The sequence below is a fragment of the Streptomyces sp. ITFR-16 genome (genome assembly GCF_031844705.1).
GTDB lineage: Bacteria > Actinomycetota > Actinomycetes > Streptomycetales > Streptomycetaceae > Streptomyces.
On the sequence record NZ_CP134609.1, the window covers coordinates 6,974,184 to 6,992,113 of the forward strand.

Genomic DNA, 17,930 nt, shown 5'->3' on the forward strand with positions numbered 1-17,930 from the left:
GGCCGCCGCGCTGCCTAGCGTCGCCTCCATGAACGTGACCTCTCTGCGCGGAGCCTTTCTCGCCGCCTTCGCCTGCATCCTCGTGGGTGCCTCCTTCACCGCCAACAGCGTCCTCGGCGACTACCCGTACGCGGGGGGCCAGGCCCTTCGCTACGCCACTGCGGCCGTGCTGCTTCTGCCGCTGCTCCGCCGGGCCGGGGAGCCCGGGCCCGGAGCCACCCTGCGCACGCTCTCCACCCGGCAGTGGGCGCGGCTCGCGCTGCTGGCGGCCGTCGGCATGGTCGGCTTCAACTTCGCGGTCCTCGCTGCCGAACGGTCCGCGGAACCCGCCGTTCCGGGCGTGTTCGTCGGCTGCGCGCCCATTCTCGTCGCTGTGCTCGTGCCGTGGCTGGACGGGCGCAGGCCGACCCGTGCCGTGCTCTGCGCCGCCGCGTTGGTCGCGGCGGGCGCCTTCACGGTCCAGGGCTGGGGCCGTACCGACACGACGGGCATCCTGTGCTCCGTGGGCGCGCTGGCGGGCGAGGTGGGCTTCGCCGTCCTCGCCGTGCCGGTGCTGCGTCCGCTCGGCCCCAAGCTGCTGTCCGCCACGGTCTGCGCGATCGCCGCCGCAGAGTCGACCGCGCTCGGCCTGCTGCTCGACGGTGGCGGCTTCCTGCGCGTACCGACCACCGGTGAGGCGGCGGCGCTGATCTGGCAGGCCGCCGTGGTCACCGTCGTCGGGTTCGTCTGCTGGTACATGGGCATGCAGCGCATCGGCGCCGAACGCGCCACACTCTTCTCCGGACTCATCCCCGTCGCCGCGGCACTCACCGCCCCGCTCGTGGGCACCGGTTCGTACGGTCTCGCCCAGGCGGCGGGCAGTTGCCTGGTCGGCGTCGGTGTGGCGGTGGGATCGGGGGTGGTGCGCAGCCGAGGCCGGGAACGGGCCGTCGGCTCAGCGGCTGGTGTCGAGGATCACCCGGGAGACGAGAGCCGGATCGTCGTTCATCGGGACATGCCCGCAGCCGGGCAGCCGGACCAGCCGCGCTCCGGGGAGGGTGTGCTTGGCGCGGATGCCCTGGCGTCGCAGGAGCAGCCGGTCGCGGCCGCCCCAGGCGATGGTCACCGGTAGGCCCGGGACGTCGTCGGTGAACCGGACGTCACGTCCCACGGCCAGTGTCTGGTGGAAGCCGGTCGCCTCACGCAGGGCGAGGGTCTCGGAGACCGCTTCCTGCGGGGTGCGGCGGGCGGGCCGGGCATAGATGGTGCTGGTGAGGACCGTGCGGCCGGCGGCGGTGCGCGACAGCTTCTCGATGAGGGGCAGCGGCATCGACTCCGCGGCCAGCCGCATCGCGCGCAGCGTCCCGAAGGCGTAGATCCGCTCGCGCTCGCTCCAGAAGCCGGCGGGCGAGAGCGCGGTCACCGAACGCGCCAGCTTCTCGCGTCCCATTTCCAGTGCCAGCAGCCCGCCGAGGGAATTCCCCGCCACATGCGGCCGGTCCACCCCGATCGACTCGCAGAAGGCGCCGAGCAGCGGTGCCACGGTCGCGAGGTCGTACGGAACACCATCGGGCAGCGCGGGAGAAGCACCGAAACCGGGCAGGTCCACGGCGATCACATCCCGCTCCACGGCCAGGATCCGCACCACCGGGTCCCAGGCCTGACGGTGGTGGCCGATGCCGTGGAGCAGCAGCAACGGCTCACCGGAACCGGTCCGTTCGTACGCCACGGACACGGTCCGCGGCCCTTGGGGTGACTCGACGCCGAACGCGACCGTGGTGGCCATGACGGTTCTCCCGGGTGTTCCGACACGGAGATTCCGCGCCTGCAAGCGACTTAGACATTGCGTCAACAACAATTACCCGCAGGTAGCTTCCAGTTCAAGGGGGCCGGGCGATTCGAACTGGACACGGCGCGAAGGGTCGGCTGGGATGGAACGGTGACGACCGACACCGAGACCGACGTCTTCGAAGAGCACCGGCCCTTCCTCACAGGGGTCGCCTATCGCATGCTCGGGCGGATCGCCGACGCCGAGGACGTGGTCCAGGAGGCCTGGCTCCGCTGGTCGGCCGGTACGCGGGAGGACGTGCGCGAACCGCGCGCCTTCCTGGTCAGGATCGTCACCCGGCTCGCCGTCGACCGGCTGCGTCAGCTGCGGACGCGGCGCGAGGCCTATGTGGGGCCGTGGCTCCCGGAGCCCCTGGTCACGGACTTCGGGCCCACCGTCGCCGACACCGCCGAGCGGGCGGTACTCGCCGACTCCGTCTCCGTCGCCGTACTGGTCGTCCTCGAATCTCTGTCTCCGCTGGAGCGCGCCGTCTTCGTCCTGCGCGAGGCCTTCGGGTTTCCGTACGGTGAGATCGCCGCGACGCTCGACAGGTCGGAGGCCGCCGTGCGCCAGCTCGCGGGCCGGGCCCGCCGGCATGTGGAGGAGCGCAAGCCGCGCTACGACGTCGATCCCGTCCAGCGCCGCGATCTCACCGAGCGCTTCCTCGCCGCGGCTGCGGGCGGGGACATCGAGGACCTGCTCGTACTGCTCGCGCCCGATGTACGGCTCGTCGGGGACAGCGGCGGGAAGTCCAAGGCGCCCCTGCGGATCCTGGAGAGCGCCGACAAGGTCGGCCGCTTCCTCCATGCCGTCGCCCACGACCAGCTGTCGGACATGGAGGTCCGCCATCTGGAACTCAACGGCGGCCCCGCAGTGCTGATCCTCTCGGGCGGGAAGCCCGACTCCGTCTTCCAGCTGGACATCCGCGACGGAGTCATCCAATGCGTGTACATCGTTCGCAATCCCGACAAGCTCATCACCCTGGCTGACGCGTAGCCGGTACGCGGCCGACGGCCGGAGCCCCACGGACCCGCCCGGACGTGGGGCTTTGTGCTGCGCGCGGACCGCCGGTCCACGAACGTCCTGTGAACGCTCTGCGGCAAACCCCCTATTCACAGCGTCACGGCCCGAGGATTGGTCTTGACCAAGGGGGTGTGCCGTCCTATGGTCTCAACGTTAAGACAGGAACCTTTAATAAATAACGTCGCGGAAAAGCCGCTGGGCGATTGCGGAGGACAGGGTGGGGACCACGCAGCTGGAATCGGTACAGGAGCCGAAGTACTGGCACCTCAAGACCGTGCTCAGTGAGGCACTCGACTCGGACTTTGCGGTGGGGGAGATCCTTCCCAACGAGCGCGAGCTCGCCGCCCGGTTCGGCGTCGCCCGGGCCACGCTCCGGCAGGCCCTGGAGCAGCTCGAACTCGAAGGCAGACTGCAGCGCCGCCGGGGTGTGGGGACCACGGTCGCCCCGCCGCGCGTGGGCGTCGCCGTCTCCACCGCCCAGCACGACTGGAACGGCGGCGGTGCGGGCGAGGCCTGGCAGTCGGTGGACTGCCGGACCGCTGCCGCACCCGCGGCGGTCGCGGGCATGCTCGACGTGGCGAGCGACGAGCCCGTTCACATCGTGCGCCGCATCCGCCTCACCCACGGGCAGGCCGTCGCGGCGGAACTGCTGTACGTGCCGTCGGCCTCGGTCCCGGATCTGACCGCGATAGACACCCCGTCCGGTCCCACCCGCGCCCGCAGCGTCGTGCGCGAACTGCACCGGCTCGGCCTCGACGGCCAGGACCGCTCGGTTGAGCTGGGCTCGGCGCGGGCGGACGACGCCAAGGAGCTCGACCGGCTCCCCGGCGCCCCCGTCCTCGTCGTCACCACGCGCTACCTCGCCGCAGGCGGAACAGCCGCGGTCTCCGTCGCCACCTACCGGGCGGACACGTGCCGGCTCACCTTCGGCGACTCGGGCGAGCTCGAGATCAGCGAGCACGACCAGGAGCGTCAGGCCTCCTGACCGGCACCACCGGCCGGACTCCCCGGCCGGTGGGGGACCCGGCGCATGGCTTGCGGGCCATGCGAACCCCGTTCGCGGGGCGCGTACCGCACGGCCCGTCGCACTCAGCGGCGGGCCGTCACCGTTCCCTCCACGGCGAAGAGTTGCTCCTCGACGTGATCGAGCGCCAGCCGCAGCGCACCGGTGGCCACGGCGGCCTCACCGAGCAGCGACAGCGTGACCCGCGGCGGCCGGAGGCAGTAACGGGCCAGCTCGCCGCGCAGGGGCTCCAGCACCCCGTCCAGCCCGGCGGCCCAGCCCCCGATCACCACCAGCTCGGGATCGAGCGCCAGGACCAGCGCCGCCACATCGTGCACCAGGCGCTGGATGAACCGCTCGACGGCCGCCTGCGCCTGCTCGTCCCCGTGCCGCGCCTTCGCGAACACCGCCGCCACCGCATGCTCGTCCAGCGGGTCCAGCGGCGTGTCCGTCGTCGACAGCAGCCGCTCCGGCGTCACATCACGGCCGAGCAGATGCAGCGCACCGATCTCCCCGGCCGCCCCGCCGAAGCCGCGGTGCAGCCGCCCACCGATCAGGGAGCCCGCTCCCGGACTCAGCCCCGCCAGCACGAACACGATGTCGTCGGACTCCGTGGCCGCACCCTTCCAGTGCTCGGCGACGGCAGCCGCGTTCGCGTCGTTCTCCACGAGGACCGGGCAGCGGAAGGAACGCCGCAGCCGCTCTCCCAGGGCCAGCCCCGTCCAGTCCGGCAGCGCGGTGCCCAGCCGGACGGTGCCGTCGGCCTCCACGATGCCCGGGCTGCCCACCCCGACCGCCCGCAGACTGCTGCGGGCCACTCCGGTCCGGCGAAGGACATCGGCGACGACGGTCCGCACCCGGTCGAGGCGGTCGTCGGCGCAGGCGGTCTCCGACACCTCACGGGACCCGGCACCGATGATCCGGCCGTCCAGTCCCGACAGCAGGGCCGAGACCCGGTGCGGGCCGATCTCGATGCCCAGCAGATGCCCGGCCTCGGCACGGAACCGGAAACGGCGGGCCGGACGGCCCTGCCGCCGCGCCTCACCCTCGTCGGGCGCCGACTCGACGACCAGCCCTGCCTCGAAGAGCCCCTCGACCACACCCTCGACCGTCGGACGGGACAGACCGGTGATCCGGGTCAGGTCCGTGAGGGTCGGCGATTCCGCACCCCTGAGGGCGTGCAGCACCACCGCGGAATTGATCCGACGCAACAGCGACGGGTCCCCACCGGTCAGCCGGCCCACGGTGTGTCCTCCCAGCTCGTGCGCATGTCAGGCGGATCGTACTCGCTGCTCAGGGGCAGGGCGACCGTGGGCACCGATGCCGCCCGGGAAAGCACGGAATCAGCTCGGAGCGACGAATCCCGACGCGCAGGCGGCGATCACCGCCTGGGTCCGGTCCCGCGCGCCCAACTTGGCCAGTACGGCGGTGGCGTCGTTGCGTCAGCCGGCGGGGGCAGACCGCCTGACGTAAGTGCCAGTTGTCAGACCTGGTCCGAGGCGGTGGATCCGGTTGAGCCGGGGGAAGCGTCGTCCGCACCACCGGGGGCGACTGCGGTGCCGGCGTTCGAACCCGCACCCGCGCCGGAGCCCATGTCCACGGCTGCGCGGAGGCGTGCGTACTCCTCGGCCATGGTCTGAGCGGTCCAGTGGGCGTTGAGACCGCTGGGGTTGGGGAGCGCCCAGACGCGGGCACCGCCGATCGTGCGTTCCTGGGGGCCTATGCGGGCCTTCCGCTCGCCGAAGGCCGTGCGGTAGGCGGTGATGCCGACGACGGCCAGCCACCGCGGCTGAAGCCGCTCGACCTTGGCGGTGAGGATCCGCCCGCCCGCCCGGAACTCCTCGGCGGACAGTTCGTCGGCCCGGGCGGTGGCCCTGGCCACCACATTGGTGATGCCCAGTCCGTACTGGAGCAGTTCGGCCTGTTCGGAGGGCCGCAACTGCCGCGGAGTGAAACCCGACAGATGGAGAACCGGCCAGAAGCGATTGCCGGGAAAGGCGAAGTGATGTCCCGTGGCACCTGTCGTCAGGCTTGGATTGATTCCGCAGAACAGCACGCGCAGACCGCCCGTGACCACATCGGGAACAATGCGGTCACGGGCGGCCCGGAGCTCTTCGGGTGTCATCAGGAGTGGGCCGGGGCCGTCAGAGGATGGAGCCCGGCGTGTACCCGGCGGCTTCCGGGTGCTGCTTGGTGATCTCCTCGATCCGGGAGACGAGTGCGGTGACCTGGTCGCCCGCCGCGCCCGTGAAGGAGAGCTTGTCGGCCATGAGTTCGTCCAGCTGGGCCCGGTTCAGCGGGATGCGCTCGTCTGCTGCGAGCTTGTCCAGCAGTTCATTGCGCTCCGTGCCCTGCTCGCGCATGGCGAGAGCGGAGGCGACGGCGTTCTCCTTGATGGCCTCGTGGGCGACCTCGCGGCCGACGCCGGCACGCACCGCGCCCATCAGCACCTTGGTCGTGGCGAGGAAGGGGAGGTAGCGGTCCAGCTCGCGGGCGACGACGGCGGGGAAGGCGCCGAACTCGTCGAGCACCGTCAGGAAGGTCTCCACCAGCCCGTCGAACGCGAAGAACGCGTCCGGCAGAGCCACGCGGCGTACCACGGAGCAGGACACGTCGCCCTCGTTCCACTGGTCGCCCGCCAGCTCGCCGGTCATCGAGGCGTAGCCGCGCAGGATCACCATGAGGCCGTTGACGCGCTCGCAGGAGCGGGTGTTCATCTTGTGCGGCATCGCGGACGAGCCGACCTGGCCCGGCTTGAAGCCCTCGGTCACCAGCTCGTGGCCGGCCATCAGCCGGATGGTCTTCGCGACCGAGGAAGGCGCGGCGGCCAGCTGCACCAGCGCGGTCACCACGTCGTAGTCGAGCGAACGGGGGTAGACCTGACCGACCGAGGTGAAGGCCTGCGCGAAGCCCAGGTGCCCGGCGATGCGCTGCTCCAGCTCGGCGAGCTTCCCGGCGTCGCCGCCCAGCAGGTCGAGCATGTCCTGAGCCGTGCCGACGGGGCCCTTGATGCCGCGCAGAGGGTAGCGGCCGAGCAGGTCCTCGAGCCGTCCGTAGGCGACCAGCAGCTCGTCGGCCGCCGTCGCGAAGCGCTTGCCGAGCGTCGTGGCCTGCGCGGCGACGTTGTGGGACCGCCCGGCGATGACCAGCTCGCGGTACTCGCCGGCGAGCCTGCCGAGGCGGGCCAGGACGGCCACGGTGCGGTCACGCATCAGTTCCAGGGAGAGCCGGATCTGGAGCTGCTCGACATTCTCGGTGAGGTCCCGGGAGGTCATGCCCTTGTGGACCTGCTCATGGCCGGCGAGAGCGTTGAACTCCTCGATCCGGGCCTTGACGTCGTGCCGGGTGACCTTCTCGCGCTCGGCGATCGAGGCCAGGTCGACCTGGTCGAGGACACGCTCGTAATCGGCGAGGGCGGCGTCGGGCACCTCGATCCCGAGGTCCTTCTGGGCGCGCAGCACCGCCAGCCACAGCTGACGTTCCAGCTTCACCTTCTGCTCGGGGGACCAGAGGACGGCCAGCTCCGTGGAGGCGTAGCGGCCGGCCAGGACATTGGGGATGCGAGGCTTCGCAGACACAGCAGTCACGTGTGCAGATTCTACTGGCGGTTTGTGCAGCTCAGCGCCGCGGTCCGGTTTGTGGGTTGCTACGAGAGCCGGGACACACGGGGCACACGCAGGGCGGGGGAGGCTTGCCGCCTACTCGGCCGTGTCCAGCCGGCGCCACTCGGCCACCGGGGCCGACAGAGCGGTCTCGTCGGGGGTGACCCAGAAGGCCCGGCCCAGCTCGGCGCTGAAATGCGCTCCCGACCTGCCGTCACCCGAGGAGCGGCCGGTCAGACGCCGTCCGATCCAGGGGAACAGGTGCCGGCGCGCGAAGCGCAGGTCGTCGACGCGCCTGGTGGCCCAGCGCGGCGGAATGGCGGCCGGCAGCAACGCCTGCCAGTCGTCCTCCGGGGGCAGCCCCAACGCCTGCCAGACCGCCTCGGCCACCCTGCGATGCCCGTCGGCCGTCAGATGCAGCCGGTCGACGTCCCACATCCGCTGGTCTCCCAGCACGGGTGCGCCGTAGAGGTCGACGACCTGCGCGCCGTGCCGGTCGGCCAGATCGTCGACCAGGGAGAACAGCTCCTCCATCCGCGGCCGGAACCGTTCCATCACCGGACCGTTGCGCCCGGGGCTGCGCATCAGCACCAGCTTCTTGCACGACGGGGCGAGGCGCTCCACGGCCTCTTCCAGCCGCCCGCGCACCATGCCCATGTCGCACTTGGGGCGCAGGGTGTCGTTGAGGCCGCCGACCAGCGTCACCACGTCCGCCTGCATGGCCGCCGCGACGTCCACCTGCTCGTCCACGATCTGACCGATCAGCTTCCCGCGCACGGCGAGGTTGGCGTACCGGAATCCCGGGGTGCGGCCCGCGAGCCGGGTGGCGAGTACATCGGCCCAGCCCCGGTACGAACCGTCCGGCAGCAGGTCCGACATGCCCTCGGTGAACGAGTCGCCGACCGCGACAAAGCTGGTGTATGTGGCATTCATTTCCATGGCGATGCGATGGTATCGCGGTGGGGTCCGGCCCCGCCGGGGCCGGACCCCACCGGATCAGCGGGACTGCGGGCGCCCCACCAGCTCCCGGAGCACGTCCTCCATGGTCACCATGCCGGCCAGCCGGTCGTCCTCGTCGAGCACCGCCGCCAGGTGTGTACGGCTGCGCCGCAGCGCGGTCAGGACGTCGTCGAGCGGGGTGGCGGCCCGCACCCGGGCGATCGGCCGCATCGCGGTCACCGGGAACGGCATGTCACGGGGTGTGACGTCCAGGGCGTCCTTCACATGGAGGTAGCCCAGGATCCGCCGCTCGCTGTCCATCACCGGGAAACGCGAGAACCCGGTCTCGGACGAGAGCCGCTCCAGCTCCTCCGGCGTCGTCCCGACCCGGGTGTACATCACCCGGTCCACCGGAAGCACCACATCGCGCACCGGCCTCCGGCCCAGCTCCAGGGCATGGTGGAGCCGTTCGGCGGCACGGTCGTCGACCAGGCCCGCGTCGCCGGCGTCCTTCACCAGACGGGCCAGTTCGTCGTCCGAGAAGGTGGCCGACACCTCGTCCTTCGTCTCGACCCGCAACAGCTTCAGCAGCCCGTTGGCGAAGGCGTTGATAGCGAAGATCACCGGGCGCAGGGCCCGGGCCAGCGTCACCAGCGGCGGGCCGAGCAGCAGCGCGGTCCGTACGGGCTCGGCCAGCGCGATGTTCTTCGGCACCATCTCGCCCAGCAGCATGTGCAGGTACGTGGCCACCGACAGCGCGATCACGAAGGAGATCGGATGCACCAGGCCGTGCGGCACGCCCACGACGTCGAAGACGGGCTCCAGCAGATGCGCGATCGCGGGTTCGGCGACGATACCCAGGACCAGGGTGCACAGCGTGATGCCGAGCTGCGCCGCCGCGAGCAGGGCCGAGACGTGTTCGAGCCCCCAGATGACGCTGCGCGCCCGCCGGTTCCCGTCCTCCGCCTGCGGCTCGATCTGGCTGCGCCGTACGGAGATGAGGGCGAACTCCGCTCCGACGAAGAACGCGTTCACCACCAGGGTCAGCAGACCGATGAAGAGCTGTACGGCGGTCATCGTTCGTCCTCCGACGGCTGGTGGGAACCGGGCAGCGGCGCGTGCAGCAGCGCTCGCGCGGCGCGGCGCCCGGAGGCGTCGACGACGTCCAGCCGCCAGCCGGCCAGCTCGATCGAGTCGCCCACGGCGGGAATGCGGCCCACCTCCGTGGCGATCAGCCCGGCGAGGGTCTCGTACGGTCCGTCCGGCACCCTCAGCCCGATAGTCTCCAGCTGGTCGGTGCGGGCCGCGCCGTCGGCCGACCACAGGGTGCGCCCGTCGGCGTCCTCACCGGCCGGTGCGAGGTCCGGTGTCTCGTGCGGGTCGTGCTCGTCCCGTACCTCTCCGACGACCTCCTCGACGATGTCCTCCAGCGTCACGACGCCCGCCGTGCCGCCGTACTCGTCGATGACGACCGCCATGGCGAGCTTGCCGGACAGCCGGTCGAGCAAGCGGTCCACGGTCAGGGTCTCCGGGACGAGCAGCGGTTCGCGCAGCATCTCGGAGACCCGCTTGCGGGGACGCTGCTCGGCGGGGATCGCCAGGACGTCCTTGATGTGGGCGACGCCCACGACGGTGTCGAGGCTGCCCCGGTACACGGGGAACCGGGAGAGGCCGGTGGCCCGGGTGGCGTTGGCGACGTCCTCCGCGGTCGCCCGGACCTCCAGGGCGGTGACCTGCACCCGGGGGGTCATCACGTTCTCCGCGGTCAGCTCCGCCAGGTTCAGGGTGCGGACGAAGAGCTCGGCGGTGTCCGCCTCCAGCGCGCCCGCCTTGGCCGAGTGCCGGGCCAGCGCCACCAGCTCCTGCGGGCTGCGAGCCGAGGCCAGCTCCTCGGCGGGTTCGAGGCCGAAGCGGCGCACGATCCGGTTGGCCGTGTTGTTGAGGTGGCTGATGAAGGGCCGGAAGACGGCGGTGAAGGCCCGCTGCGGGGTGGCGACGGTCTTGGCCACGGCGAGCGGCGAGGAGATCGCCCAGTTCTTCGGGACGAGCTCGCCGACCACCATCAGGAACACGGTGGACAGGGCTGTGCCGATGACGAGCGCGACGGACGACGCGACGCCGGACGACAGGCCCACGGCCTCCACCGGGCCGCGGATCAGCTTGGCGATGGACGGCTCGGACAGCATGCCGACCACCAGGTTGGTGACGGTGATGCCCAGCTGGGCGCCGGAGAGCTGGAAGGTGAGGCTGCGTACGGCCTTCAAGGCGCTCGTGGCGCCGCGCTCACCGTCTTCTACGGCCTGTTCGAGCTGGCCGCGCTCGACCGTGGTCAGGGAGAACTCCGCCGCGACGAAGGCGCCGCAGGCAAGGGAGAGCAGTACCGCCACGAGCAGCAGGAGCACTTCGGTCATCGGTTCACCTCCGTCCCATGATCGGGCAGGGACAGATGGATCGCGCGATGTCGGCGATATCGGCTACTGGGAGGCTCGCCCATGGGCGGACGCTCACACCTTTCGTCAGGTTCGGCAAGGGGAAGCACCCATGGTAAAGGATCGGCAAAGCGCCGCGGTGACCGCGTGCGTTTCCCGGGTGAGCGCGGCGGCCGGTTAGAGCGGCTTCACCCAGCGGCGCCAGTGCTGCTCTCGGTGGTAGCCGGCCGCGCCCCACGCGTGGTGCGCGCGCTCGTTCTCCTCCAGGACCATGGCGTCGACCCGTCGGCCGCCCAGCGCGGCGAAGCGCTGCTCCGCCGCCTCCAGAAGAGCCGTGGCGATGCCCTGCCGGCGGTGGTCCGGGTGCACGGCCAGCCGGTAGGCGGAGCAGCGCCATCCGTCGAACCCGGCGATGACGGTCCCGACCAGCGTGTTATCGCGCTCCGCGATCAGCAGGGCCTCCGGGTCGCGCGTCAGAAGCCGGGCCACCCCGTCGTGGTCGTCGCTGATGCTCGTTCCTTCCGCCGCCGTGCGCCAGAAGCGCAGCACGGGGTCTATGTCGGGGAGGGCGGCACAACGGATGCGGAGATCACTCATGGGACGAGCCAAACAGAGGGCGGCTCCCTCCCGCGAACCATTTCACCGTTCGGGCATGCGGCCCCTGCGGGAGCCCGCCGCTCCCGCGTGAGTACCGGGTCAGCGCAGATGGACCGGGAGCGACTCGACGCCGTAGACGATCGACAGCTTGCGGAAGGAGAGGTCCTGCGGGCGCACGGCGAGCCGCATCCCGGGGAACCGCCTGGCGAGGGCCGGGTAGGCGGCGCGCAGTTCCATCCGGGCCAGTTCGGCGCCGATGCAGCGGTGGATGCCGTGGCCGAAGGCGAGGTGTCCCGCAGGCGTGGTGCGGTCCACGTCGAAGTGTCCGTCGTCCGTGACGTACAGGGGGTCCCGGTTGGCGCCGCTCAGCGAGCAGAGCACCATGTCGCCACGCGGGATGACCACCCCGGCCACCTCTATGTCGCGGCGCGCGAACCGGGGGAAGGCGATCTGTACGGCGGACAGATAGCGCAGCACCTCCTCGACAAAGGGCGCCGTCACACTGTCGTCCGTGCGCAGCCGGGTCAGGACGTCCTCGTTGCGCAGCAGCACGAGGGAGCCGAGCGCGATCGTGCTGGCCGTCGTCTCGAATCCGCCGGTGAGCACACCGTCGGCGAGACCGGCGAGTTCCTCGTCGTCGACGGTGTCCCCGTGCTCCCGCACGATCATGCCGAGCAGCCCGTCACCCGGCTTCTTCCGCTGCGCCCTGACGACCTCCCGGAAGTACTCCAGCGACTCGGACATGACCCCGAACGGCGCGGTCGCCCCGCCGAACAGGTCGAAGCGGTCCATGGCCAGTTGCTGGAAGTCCTTGCGGTCCTCGTACGGCACCCCGAGCAGTTCGCAGATCGTGAGGGAGGGGACGGGCAGCGCGAATTCGTGCACCAGGTCGACCGGCCCCGGAGCGGCGGCCATCGCGTCGAGGCGTTCCTCGACGATGGCGTCGATCCTGGGCGTCAGACGCCGCAGGCGGCGCATGGTGAATTCCGGGGTGAGGATGCGGCGCAGCCGCGTATGGACCGGCGGATCGCTGAAACCCAGTCCGCCCGGGCTGTGTTCGGCGGCTATCCCCGCATTGCCCGCCAGATGGGCGAAGTCGGTGCTGAAGCCGTCGGCGGAGCCGAGCACCGCCTTCGACGCCTCGTAGCCCGTGACCACCCAGGCGTCCATGCCGAACGGCAGCTCCACCTTGGACACCGGCGCGACCGCCCCGCCCCCGGCGGGCCGGAGCACCGGATCCAGGCCGTCCCTCCGCAACGGCCTCAGCAGTTCCTCGGGCAGCAGCTTGATCGTGGAGGAGCCGAGCCCGTGCTTCTGGATCCTCGCCAGGTAGCTTCGCCCGAGCCGGGCGGTGAGGCGGGAACGGAACGTCGTACTCAATGTCACTCCATGAGTCGCTGCGAGAACTGGTCGGTTGGCAGGTGTTCGACGCCAGGACGTGGCCGGCTACGGTGACTTCGGCTGTCTGACCAGGAATTATGACCACTTGTTCGGGCGAGGGGGCGGTCGGGTGCGAGATAGGTCGTCCATGCTTCGACGGTAGGGCCGTGCGGGCGCCCGCGCCCGCCCCCGCCGAGTGGCGGGACGGGCAGGTGGCCGGGGTGGGAAGAGCTCCGCGCGCGGGCCCTGCGGACGCCTGCGCGGGCGCCGACGACGGGCACGGATTGCGGGCCCCACCGCTCCGGCGGAGGCCCGTTCCCCTTGCCGGTGCTAGCAATCGCGCGCTAGCTTGGAAGTGTGCCCAAGACTCAGCTGAACGTGAGAGTGGACGAGGCCACCGCCGAGGCCGCGCGGCAGCGCGCGCTCCAGAGGGGGATGAGCGTGAACCGCTACATAGAGGAGCTCGTCAAACAGGACGCGGGCGAGGTGGGCCACACCTTCGTCGAGGCCGCCGCCGACTTCATGAAGCAGTACGAATCGGTGTTCGCCGAGGAGTTCGGCCCGGAGCGCAAAGGCACCCGTTGAACCTCCGGATCCAGCTTTCCTGGCTGCTCATGGTCGCCGAGCACAAGACACCCGGTGACCCGCAGGTGACCGACTGGGGAGCGCTGGTCGCCGCGGTCGCCCGCCATGAGGCGGAGATCTTCGGCAGCCCCGTCTACAGCGACCCGCACTCCCGGGCGGCCTCGCTGCTCCAGCTGCTGCTGCATGTGCCGGCGCTGGAGCGCTCCAACGCCATGTTCGCCTCGGCCGTCGCGTACGGGTATCTCGTCGCGTCGGGCCTGAAGGTCATCACCTCGCCCGAGCAGGTGCGTGATCTGGCGCTGCTGGTCAAGGAGGGCAAGGCGGACGTCCGCGCCATCGCGGACGAGCTGCGCCAGTGGAGCCTGTGACCGACGGACGAGGGCGCCCGCAGACCGCCCGTCCTCAAGGCCGCCCACGCGCAGACCGCACACTCGCTCAGCCGAGCCCCTGACGTCCCCGGTCCACCACCACGGACCGTCGCGCCACCCCCCAGCACGCACGACGACGTGGGGAGCCGGACGCCGCGCTCCGGCATCCTGACCCTCCGGTACGACCTCAGCTCGAAACCGGCCGCATCGATGGCGGCGAGCGCGTCGCGCGAGGTGTGGCAGCCACCGGCGACCCAGGGCCAGAAGGTCCGGTCCAGCGCGCGCTGGGTGGCCGCCATGGCCCGTCCGTCGGCCCGCACATGCTCGAAGAAGCGCAGCTCACCGCCAGGCCGCAGGACCCGCCGGATCTCCGTGAGAGACCGCTCCACGTCCCGTACCGTGCACAGCACCAGCGACGCCACGGCCCCGTCGAACGCCTCGCTCTTCACCGGCAGCGCCTCCGCCGTACCCGGCACCACGTCCACCGGAATGCCGGCCCGCAGCGCTGAGCGCACGGCCAACTGCCGCAGCGTGCGTTCCGGTTCGATCGCCACCACCTCGGAGACGGCGGGCGGGTAGTGGGCGAAGTTCAGCCCGTTGCCGGCGCCGATCTCGATGACCCGCCCCGAGAGGCCGGACAGCAGCTCCGCCCGGACCGCCGCCATTCCGGCGGCGGACTCGGCGGCCACGCTCATCCGGGCGTAGCAGCGGGCGAAGACGGGATGGTGCACCGCGTCCTGGGGGATCTTCGTGCTCCGCAGCCGCATGGCGGACCTCCTCGAGGGACCGGCCCGCGCCCGCGGCGGCGTACGCCCCGCGCGGCCCGCGGCCGGAAAGGTTCGGCTCCTTTGATTCTGCCCCGTTCCGGGCCGCTCAGCCGGGTGGCGGCGGGCATCCCACGGGCACCGCCGGGCGCCTCACCCCAGCGGCCGGTGCCCGCCCAGCGACTCGGCCAGCCAACTCCCCGCCCGGGCACGGAAGTCAGCCGGAGCGAGCGCTCCCGCGCCCTCCGGGACCGCGCCCAGCAGCGGCGCACCTGCGGCCACCGGCAGATCCGTCACATTGCAGCGTGCCGCAAGACCGGGGTCGGCGGGCATGCTGCCGATCACCACTCCGAGGCAGTCGAGCCCCCGGGCGCGCAGGGCCTCCGCAGTCAGTGCCGTGGAGTTGAGCGTGCCCAGCCCTGCGGGGGCGACCACCAGGACCGGCGCCGCCAGCAGCCGTGCGGCGTCCGCCAGCGTCGCCCCCTCGTCGTCGAACCGTACGAGCAGCCCGCCGGCGCCCTCGACGAGCACCAGATCGTGTTCCGCCGCCAGCTTCCCGGCCGCCTCGGCGATCTCGTACGGACGCACGGGCGTCATCCCGGCCCGGCGGGCTGCCGTCGCGGGCGCCAACGGCTCCGGGAAGCGGGCCAGTTCGACGGCCGTCACATGGCCGCCCGCCAGCCGCGCCACCTCGGCTGCGTCTCCCGGCTCACCCGGCTCCAGACCCGTCTGGGCCGGTTTGAGCACCGCCACCCGGCGGCCCGCAGAGGCCGCCGCCACGGCCGCCGTCACGATCGTCTTGCCGATCTCCGTGCCGGTGCCGGTCACCACCAGAACGCCCATCTCAGCCCTCCCGAGCCGCCGCGCACACGGCACGGCAGATCCGCGCCACATCGTCGTCACCCGTCACATACGGCGGCATCGTGTAGACGAGGTCGCGGAACGGCCGCAGCCACACGCCCTCGCGCACCGCCGCCCGGGTCGCCGCCTCCATGTCCACGTCGTGATCGAGCTGCACGACTCCGATGGCGCCCAGCACCCGGACGTCCCGGACGCCCGGCAGACCCTCCGCCGCCGCCAGCCCCTCGCGCAGACCGGCACCGATCCGCTTGACCTCCTGCTCCCAGTCCTGCCCGAGCAGCAGGTCGATGGAGGCGCAGGCCACGGCGGAGGCGAGCGGATTGCCCATGAACGTCGGACCGTGGGCGAGCACCGGGACCTCGCCGCGCGAGATCCCGTCGGCCACCTCGCTCGTGCACAGGGTCGCCGCCATCGTCAGATAGCCGCCGGTCAGCGCCTTGCCCACGCACATCACATCCGGCGAGACCCCGGCGTGCCCGGCCGCGAAGAGCTGTCCCGTACGTCCGAAGCCCGTCGCGATCTCGTCGAACACCAGCAGCACACCGGACGCGTCGCACGCCTCGCGCAGCACCCGCAGATACGCGGGGGAGTGGAACCGCATCCCGCCGGCGCCCTGTACCACCGGCTCCACGATCACGGCCGCCAGTTCGTCGGCGTGGTGCGCGATCAGCTCGCGCAGATGCGCCGCGTACGCCGGATCGGGCTCCGCGTCGAAACCTGCCGGCGGCTCGTCGGCGAAGACCTGCCGGGGCAGCGCACCCGACCACAGCTCGTGCATGCCGCCCTCGGGGTCGCACACCGACATCGGCTGCCAGGTGTCCCCGTGGTACCCGCCGCGCCAGGTCAGCAGCCGCTGCTTGGCCGGGCGGCCCGCCGAGCGCCAGTACTGCAGGCACATCTTCACGGCGACCTCGACCGACACGGAGCCCGAGTCGGCGAGGAAGACGTGCTGCAACGGCTCCGGAGTGATCTCGACCAGCCGGGCCGCCAGCCGCACGGCGGGCTCATGGGTGAGCCCGCCGAACATCACATGGCTCATCCGGTCCAGCTGGTCGCGGGCCGCCTCGTTCAGCACCGGGTGGTTGTAGCCGTGCACGGCCGACCACCACGACGACATGCCGTCGACCAACTCGCTCTGCCCGTGGGCGGGTTCGGCGAGCCTGAGCCGGACCCCGGACGCGGACGCCACGACCAGCGGCTCCTGCCGGCCCGGCATGGGGCCGTACGGATGCCAGACGTGCGCCCGGTCCAGGGCCCGGAGCCCGGCGGGGGAGCGCGGCTCAGGCATTGGGTGCGAGATCCGTCCCCGCGCCGCGGCGGCGGACCGCCACCAGATCCGTGCGGGCCCCCGGCACCTCGGCGTCCTGCGCGGCGGCGGGCGCCGCCTCGGCCGCGGGGCCGTCGCCGCAGGGCTCGCAGCCGCCGGAGTGGGAACCGCAGCCGCCGCCCGCCTCGGCACGGTGGCGGGGGAGCGTCGTCGTCCCGGCGCCCTCGACCTCGAACCCGGCGTCCGCGATCATGTCCAGGTCCGCCTGGCCCGCCTGGCCCTCACTGGTCAGATAGTCGCCCAGGAAGATCGAGTTGACCAGGTGAAGGGCCAGCGGCTGCATCGAGCGCAGATGCACCTCGCGCCCGCCCGCGAGCCGAACCTCCACGTCCGGGCAGACGAACCGCACCATCGCCAGGATCCGCAGGCAGCGCTGCGGCGTCAGGTTCCACTCCTTGGCGAGCGGGGTCCCCTCGAACGGGATGAGGAAGTTGACCGGAACCGAGTCCGGGTCGAGCTCGCGCAGCGCGAAGACCACATCGACCAGGTCGGCGTCGCTCTCGCCCATCCCGGCGATCAGCCCGGAGCACGCGGAGAGCCCCGCCGCCTGCGCCTGGTGCACCGTCTCCACCCGGTCCGCGTAGGTGTGGGTGGTCGTGATGTCCCCGTACGTCCCCTCGGACGTGTTGAGGTTGTGGTTGTACGCGTCGGCGCCCGCCGACCGCAGCCGGTCGGCCTGCCCGTCGGAGAGCAGACCGAGGCAGGCGCACACCTCGACACCCTCGTTCTGCTCCTTGATGGCCTCGATGGTCTGCGACACCCGGTCGACGTCCCGGTCGGTCGGGCCGCGGCCGCTGGCCACCAGACAGACGCGCTTGGCGCCCCCGGCCACGCCCGCGGCGGCGGCCTTCGACGCCTCGTCCGGCTTCAGCCAGGTGTACTTGAGGATCTCGGCCTTGGAGCCGAGCCGCTGCGAACAGTACGAGCAGTCCTCGGGGCAGAGCCCGGACTTCAGATTGACCAGATAGTTCAGCTTCACCCGCCGCCCGAACCACTGACGGCGCACCTTTCCGGCCGCGGCCACCACGTCGAGCAGTTCGTCGTCCGGGGTCGCCAGTACGGCGAGCGCTTCTTCACGGGTCGGCAGCTCACGCCGCAGCCCCTTGTCCACCAGCGTGTTCAGGAGGTCCATGGCGATGATCCTGACGCACGGCACCGCCCCGAGCCAAGGAGGAACCGGACAACAGAGCTCGCAGAGGGTGTGTGCATTGCCACACCATGCCTGGTTGCGACCCCGGTTAGGGT

At 71.6% G+C, this 17,930-nt stretch carries 15 protein-coding genes and 4 pseudogenes; 5 read left to right on the forward strand and 14 right to left on the reverse strand.

Annotated features, from left to right (window positions below; genetic code table 11):
• Positions 1–28: 28 nt before the first annotated feature.
• Positions 29–877 (forward strand): annotated as a pseudogene (locus RLT58_RS31045) (DMT family transporter); the annotation flags it as partial.
• A 57-nt stretch (positions 878–934) separates the two neighbouring features.
• Here the strand turns inward: RLT58_RS31045 and RLT58_RS31050 are convergent.
• Positions 935–1,765, reverse strand: coding sequence for an alpha/beta fold hydrolase (locus RLT58_RS31050; RefSeq protein ID WP_311313668.1), 831 nt, complete (start codon positions 1,763–1,765; stop codon positions 935–937).
• A 153-nt stretch (positions 1,766–1,918) separates the two neighbouring features.
• On the opposite strand from RLT58_RS31050, the gene RLT58_RS31055 reads away from it, so the two are divergent.
• Together RLT58_RS31055 and RLT58_RS31060 are read left to right on the forward strand one after the other, a co-directional pair.
• The gene (locus RLT58_RS31055; RefSeq protein ID WP_311313669.1) at positions 1,919–2,803 is read left to right on the forward strand and encodes an RNA polymerase sigma-70 factor; all 885 of its coding nucleotides are present in this window, start codon (positions 1,919–1,921) and stop codon (positions 2,801–2,803) included.
• 244 nt (positions 2,804–3,047) lie between these two features.
• Positions 3,048–3,815: a GntR family transcriptional regulator gene (locus RLT58_RS31060; protein ID WP_311313670.1), complete on the forward strand. Its 768-nt coding sequence runs from the start codon at positions 3,048–3,050 to the stop codon at positions 3,813–3,815.
• Between the two features lie 104 nt (positions 3,816–3,919).
• Here RLT58_RS31060 and RLT58_RS31065 read toward each other — a convergent pair whose 3' ends face one another.
• The 9 genes and pseudogenes from RLT58_RS31065 to RLT58_RS31105 form a co-directional block, all read right to left on the reverse strand.
• On the reverse strand, positions 3,920–5,077 hold the full coding sequence (locus RLT58_RS31065) for an ROK family transcriptional regulator (RefSeq protein WP_311313671.1): 1,158 nt from the start codon (positions 5,075–5,077) through the stop codon (positions 3,920–3,922).
• A 99-nt stretch (positions 5,078–5,176) separates the two neighbouring features.
• Positions 5,177–5,263 (reverse strand): annotated as a pseudogene (locus RLT58_RS31070) (DNA-binding response regulator); the annotation flags it as partial.
• A 164-nt stretch (positions 5,264–5,427) separates the two neighbouring features.
• Positions 5,428–5,958 (reverse strand): annotated as a pseudogene (gene mug, locus RLT58_RS31075) (G/U mismatch-specific DNA glycosylase); the annotation flags it as partial.
• 19 nt (positions 5,959–5,977) lie between these two features.
• On the reverse strand, positions 5,978–7,420 hold the full coding sequence (gene purB, locus RLT58_RS31080) for an adenylosuccinate lyase (protein ID WP_311313672.1): 1,443 nt from the start codon (positions 7,418–7,420) through the stop codon (positions 5,978–5,980).
• A gap of 111 nt (positions 7,421–7,531) precedes the next feature.
• Entirely contained in the window at positions 7,532–8,374 is an 843-nt protein-coding gene (locus RLT58_RS31085) for an SGNH/GDSL hydrolase family protein (protein WP_311313673.1), read from the reverse strand.
• Between the two features lie 57 nt (positions 8,375–8,431).
• Complete coding sequence (locus tag RLT58_RS31090; RefSeq protein ID WP_311313674.1) at positions 8,432–9,451, reverse strand: hemolysin family protein; 1,020 nt, start codon at positions 9,449–9,451, stop codon at positions 8,432–8,434.
• Positions 9,448–10,785 (reverse strand): hemolysin family protein, encoded by a 1,338-nt coding sequence (locus tag RLT58_RS31095; RefSeq protein WP_311313675.1) that lies wholly within the window; start codon positions 10,783–10,785, stop codon positions 9,448–9,450. Before RLT58_RS31095 ends, RLT58_RS31090 begins: the two co-directional genes overlap by 4 nt.
• A gap of 195 nt (positions 10,786–10,980) precedes the next feature.
• The gene (locus tag RLT58_RS31100) at positions 10,981–11,400 is read right to left on the reverse strand and encodes a GNAT family N-acetyltransferase (RefSeq protein WP_311313676.1); all 420 of its coding nucleotides are present in this window, start codon (positions 11,398–11,400) and stop codon (positions 10,981–10,983) included.
• Positions 11,401–11,499: 99 nt separating this feature from the next.
• A complete protein-coding gene (locus RLT58_RS31105; protein ID WP_311313677.1) occupies positions 11,500–12,786 on the reverse strand; it encodes a cytochrome P450 in 1,287 nt (428 codons plus the stop codon).
• 351 nt (positions 12,787–13,137) lie between these two features.
• Here RLT58_RS31105 and RLT58_RS31110 point away from each other — a divergent pair, with 351 nt between their 5' ends.
• On the forward strand, positions 13,138–13,365 hold the full coding sequence (locus RLT58_RS31110; RefSeq protein ID WP_030921856.1) for a hypothetical protein: 228 nt from the start codon (positions 13,138–13,140) through the stop codon (positions 13,363–13,365).
• Positions 13,362–13,733, forward strand: a complete 372-nt coding sequence (locus tag RLT58_RS31115; protein WP_311313678.1) for a fic family toxin-antitoxin system, toxin component — start codon at positions 13,362–13,364, stop codon at positions 13,731–13,733. Before RLT58_RS31110 ends, RLT58_RS31115 begins: the two co-directional genes overlap by 4 nt.
• Before the next feature lie 119 nt (positions 13,734–13,852).
• On the opposite strand, the pseudogene RLT58_RS31120 reads toward RLT58_RS31115, so the two are convergent.
• From RLT58_RS31120 to bioB, 4 genes and pseudogenes are all read right to left on the reverse strand, one after another.
• Positions 13,853–14,500, reverse strand: a pseudogene (locus RLT58_RS31120) (class I SAM-dependent methyltransferase); the annotation flags it as partial.
• Positions 14,501–14,650: 150 nt separating this feature from the next.
• The gene (gene bioD / locus RLT58_RS31125; RefSeq protein WP_311313679.1) at positions 14,651–15,340 is read right to left on the reverse strand and encodes a dethiobiotin synthase; all 690 of its coding nucleotides are present in this window, start codon (positions 15,338–15,340) and stop codon (positions 14,651–14,653) included.
• A gap of 1 nt (position 15,341) precedes the next feature.
• A complete protein-coding gene (locus RLT58_RS31130) occupies positions 15,342–16,646 on the reverse strand; it encodes an adenosylmethionine--8-amino-7-oxononanoate transaminase (protein ID WP_311313680.1) in 1,305 nt (434 codons plus the stop codon).
• On the reverse strand, positions 16,639–17,817 hold the full coding sequence (gene bioB / locus RLT58_RS31135; protein ID WP_311313681.1) for a biotin synthase BioB: 1,179 nt from the start codon (positions 17,815–17,817) through the stop codon (positions 16,639–16,641). The genes RLT58_RS31130 and bioB overlap by 8 nt, the downstream gene beginning before the upstream one ends.
• Positions 17,818–17,930: the final 113 nt, after the last annotated feature.